Here is a 3552-nt window from a genome sequence, read left to right on the forward strand (position 1 = left end):
TTTCGTGGGGAGATGGCTCAGGCGGGTCGACGCTAGGTCTAGGCGCGCACTGCGGAATGTTCGGGAGAGTGTTCTGCCCGCCATCCCCAATTGCTGTCTGATGGGTTGGTCGTTCCACTGGTTCCAGGTGGCGGGGTCGTGGGCGCGGAGATAGTCGAGGATGGGTGTGAGGGGCATCGCGGGTGGGTCACCGGCGGTGGCGAATGCCTGACGTAGGAGAGCGGCTAGTCGTTTCGCTTCGGCGAGGTGCGGCAGGGCGGTGAGGCCGGGAGTCCGGTCTGTGTCTTTGTTCGGGTAGGCGGTATGGCCAAGCAGTACGGCTGCGGTGGCTACCAGGGCGACGGGGTGCTCGTCGCCGAAGTCGAGCCAGGGGCCATGCACGCGGTAGGCGGCGAATCGCTCCAGTAGAGCGCGTTCCAGGTCCTGTCCGGCACGGGTGCACCACATCAGGTGCAGGCGGACTGGTGAGCCGGTCTGCATCTCGCGCAAGCGTGCGGCGGTGTCATGACCGGTACCGAGCCGTACAGGGCGGGCTTCGAGTGATCCCGCGAGGTATACCCATGAGGCAGTAGATGACATAAGCAGGGAAGTCGCTTTCGTCTGGGGGTGCCGCCGTCTTATGGCACTGGCGTGTTTGTCTCTCCTGGTCTTTCGGCGAGTTCCGGTTCTCCCGCAACCAGCCAGGCGCAGCTGAGCGGCAGGCCGCTGCGCCTGGCTACTCGCCTGACGCCGGGTCACTTCCGAGCGTCCATCGGTCTGAGGGACTGATCAGGGGTGCTGCGTCTTCAGTACGCGGGGGAGGTGGACGTGGAGGTGCTCGACATCCACCTGGCGGCCACGGTCCCGAAGTGCTCGGGCGAGGATTTCGGTAAGACCAGCTGCCCTGTGGCGTCCTCCTGCGCATCCGATGGCGATGGCCCGGGGGCCGGCCGGGAGGTTGGCGTAGTCGGTGAGGTTGGCGATGAGTTCGCGGGCGCCGGGGGTGTTGAGGACTACGTCTTGGACGCGGGGGTTGAGGCCGTCGAGGTCGAGGATGTGGCGGGCTGCGGCGGGGTCGCGCAGTCGGTCGCGGACGTCTTCCACACGGTCCGCTGGGGGCGGTGGACCATCGCAGAGGTGGAGATAGCCGAACGAGATCAGGCGGATCGGAAGGGTCGGGCGCATGAAGGGTCTCCGGATCTGGTGAAGGGGAACGACTGAGCACCGCGCCCCTGCCTGAGCGGTCGGGGCGCGGTGCTCTGGCGTTTGTTGCGGTGTTTTCAGAGGGTTGATGCTGCGGCGTTGAGGATGTCGGCGTGGTCGAAGGCCAACTGCGGTGGCAGGTCGGCCAGCGGCCACCAGCGGGCGGTGCGGGCGTCGTCTCCGGCGGTGGCCTGGGTGTCGGCGGGGACGACCGTCGTGTAGGCGACGGTGACGTACCGGCCGCGCGGGTCGCGGCCGGGCGCGTCCCAGACGCCGATCGGGCGCAGGCTGTCGGCGCTCACGTGGACACCGGTCTCTTCAGCCAACTCCCGGGCACCCGCGTCACGGCTCGATTCGCCGGCGTCCACGTGGCCGCCGGGGAGTGCCCAGGTGCCTTCGTAGGGCGGCCAGTCACGCTCGATCAGCAGGACATTGCCGTCGGGAGTCAGGGCGACCACGTCGGCGGTGTAGCGAATGGTCTCGATCTCGGTCTCGGTCATGCTCACCTTTCGGTTTGGGGGAGGCAGAACAGGGCGTCGTCATGCGGTGCTGTGGGCGGGGCGTTAGAGCTGGATCGTGATGCGGTCGCTGCCGTCGTCGCGGTGGACGGTGCGGCGGTGCGCGGCGAGTCCGGCACCCCCGCCCTGGATCGGCAGGTGGCACTTTGGGCAGCCCCGCCACCACGTCTCTTCGCCGGGAAGGTCCTCGGGGGTGAGCGGGTGCGGGTGGGGTCCGGGTGTGGGGGAGCGGCGTCGGGTCACCAGGTGCTCGCGGCGATGGCGGTGTTGTCGCAGGTGTCGCACCACACGTCGTCGGGTGATCCGCCTTGGTGGACGTTGAGGAGGTCGGTGGCGTCGTCGACGCGGGCCCAGCGGGTGCCGCCGCAGCCGTGCGGGCACTGGCCGTGCCGGGCTTGCCAGTGGTGGTCGAACGGGTCACCCGCGTCCCAGTAGCGGATGGTGAGTTCGCGTCCGGCGACCGCGAAAACGCCAGTGGAGTGGGCGCTGTCGGAGAAGGTGAAGAGGTCCGTGAGGTCGGGGCCGAAGGTGGCGCGGATCGTGTCGTGCGGGTCGGGTCCGGCTGCGGCTGCGTGTTCCAGGAGCATCCGCATCAGGTCGAGGTCGGTGGCGTCGTGGGCCTGGTCGAAGCCCTCTCGTAGCAGCGCCTCCAAGCTGGGGACGTCTTGGTGCTGGCGTGCGATGACTTTCGCGGGCACTCGACGGCTGGTCGGCCGGGATGCTTGGCGGGCCTGGCAGATGGCGAGGTCTGTGCGGACGGCGATCGCGATGACCGGCAGCCCATATGCGTGTGCGCGGTCGATGAGGCCGACTCGGTGCGGGGCTTGGGTACTGGTGGCGTCTACGACGGTCGGTAGCCGGCGAACTAGGCGCCCTTCGAGGATCGCGCCGAACACACGCAGAGCGTCCGGTGTGGAGTCCTGCGACCCGGCGTCGTCACAGATGCGGGCGCGGCATTCGTCCAGGGAGAGGCGCCATGAGGCCGGGAACGTGGCGGCGACGGTGCTCTTACCGGCACCGGCTGCGCCGATGAGGACGTAGAGCGCGGGCTGGGGAAGGTGGAGTTGGGCGAGCGCGGCCGTAGTCGTCTCGGTGTTCATGGTTCTCCGTCTCGTCTTGGGTGAGCGGTTACTGAGGGGCCACCGCAACCGCCCCGGACCCAGCAGCCAGGTAGAGGCGGCGGGTACGGGGCGGCACGGGCAGTCCGTCAGGCGGGTGGTTCAGAGCGCGGCGCAGATTGCGGCCAGGTCCAGTAGGGCGAGTGCGGTGAGGATGAGGTCGACCGCGCGCCGCAGCCCGATGTACTTCCAGACGGCGATGCGGGAGAGCACCTTCACCTGGGCGGCGCGGGTGTCGCTGTTCATGGACGCGCGGATCTCGTCTTCGTTGAGGCGTGCCCAGTACGGGAACGACGCGCGGTCGGTGCCGCCGAGTCGAGGCCGGACGACCAGGAGCAGGAAGACGGCTGCGACGCCCAGGGCGAGGACGGCGAGGGAGCCGAAGACGCGGGTGGGCAGGGACAGACCGTCGTCGGCGAGGGACGCAAGCCCTGCGAGGACCGCGCCGGTGAAGGCGAGCAGGATGGACGCCTTCGTATTGGTGCGGCCGATCTCTTCGGTGACCGTGCTGAGCGCGGTGTCGAGGTTGGCATCAGCGCGGGAACTCAGGCCAGGGCCGGGGCCGGCGGTTCGGTTGCCGCTGTGGTCGTCGGCGGATAAGGCGGAGGGGGCTTGGGCGGTCTGGTCGGTGCTCACTGGGGGTTTCCGTTTCTGATCGTAGAAATGGCCGGGCGGGCCGGGCTGGGTGCTATTGGCAGCTGCGGCCGTGGGGGGTAGTGGGCGCCGCGGCGGAG

At 69.1% G+C, this 3552-nt stretch carries 5 protein-coding genes; all 5 read right to left on the bottom strand.

The genetic code is table 11. The annotated features are described in order from the left end of the window. Window positions 1-579: GIY-YIG nuclease family protein (locus NBG84_RS39975; protein WP_345780625.1), on the bottom strand; the 579-nt coding region annotated here is incomplete at its 3' end. Window positions 580-768: 189 nt separating this feature from the next. Next, on the bottom strand, window positions 769-1164 hold the full coding sequence (locus NBG84_RS39980; RefSeq protein WP_250924656.1) for a RapZ C-terminal domain-containing protein: 396 nt from the start codon (window positions 1162-1164) through the stop codon (window positions 769-771). A 95-nt stretch (window positions 1165-1259) separates the two neighbouring features. After that, the gene (locus NBG84_RS39985; protein WP_250924657.1) at window positions 1260-1682 is read right to left on the bottom strand and encodes an NUDIX domain-containing protein; all 423 of its coding nucleotides are present in this window, start codon (window positions 1680-1682) and stop codon (window positions 1260-1262) included. 257 nt (window positions 1683-1939) lie between these two features. After that, the gene (locus NBG84_RS39990; protein WP_250924658.1) at window positions 1940-2800 is read right to left on the bottom strand and encodes an AAA family ATPase; all 861 of its coding nucleotides are present in this window, start codon (window positions 2798-2800) and stop codon (window positions 1940-1942) included. 120 nt (window positions 2801-2920) lie between these two features. Beyond that, complete coding sequence (locus tag NBG84_RS39995) at window positions 2921-3454, bottom strand: Pycsar system effector family protein (RefSeq protein WP_308312166.1); 534 nt, start codon at window positions 3452-3454, stop codon at window positions 2921-2923. Window positions 3455-3552: the final 98 nt, after the last annotated feature.

This window comes from Streptomyces albipurpureus (assembly GCF_023701525.1).
GTDB classification, from domain to species: Bacteria; Actinomycetota; Actinomycetes; order Streptomycetales; family Streptomycetaceae; genus Streptomyces; species Streptomyces albipurpureus.

Bases quoted from the DNA above. Each gene is read 5' to 3' on its own strand.
- NBG84_RS39980 (WP_250924656.1), bottom strand. From the start codon at position 1,164: ATGCGCCCGACCCTTCCGATCCGCCTGATCTCGTTCGGCTATCTCCAC.
- NBG84_RS39985 (WP_250924657.1), bottom strand. From the start codon at position 1,682: ATGACCGAGACCGAGATCGAGACCATTCGCTACACCGCCGACGTGGTC.
- NBG84_RS39990 (WP_250924658.1), bottom strand. From the start codon at position 2,800: ATGAACACCGAGACGACTACGGCCGCGCTCGCCCAACTCCACCTTCCC.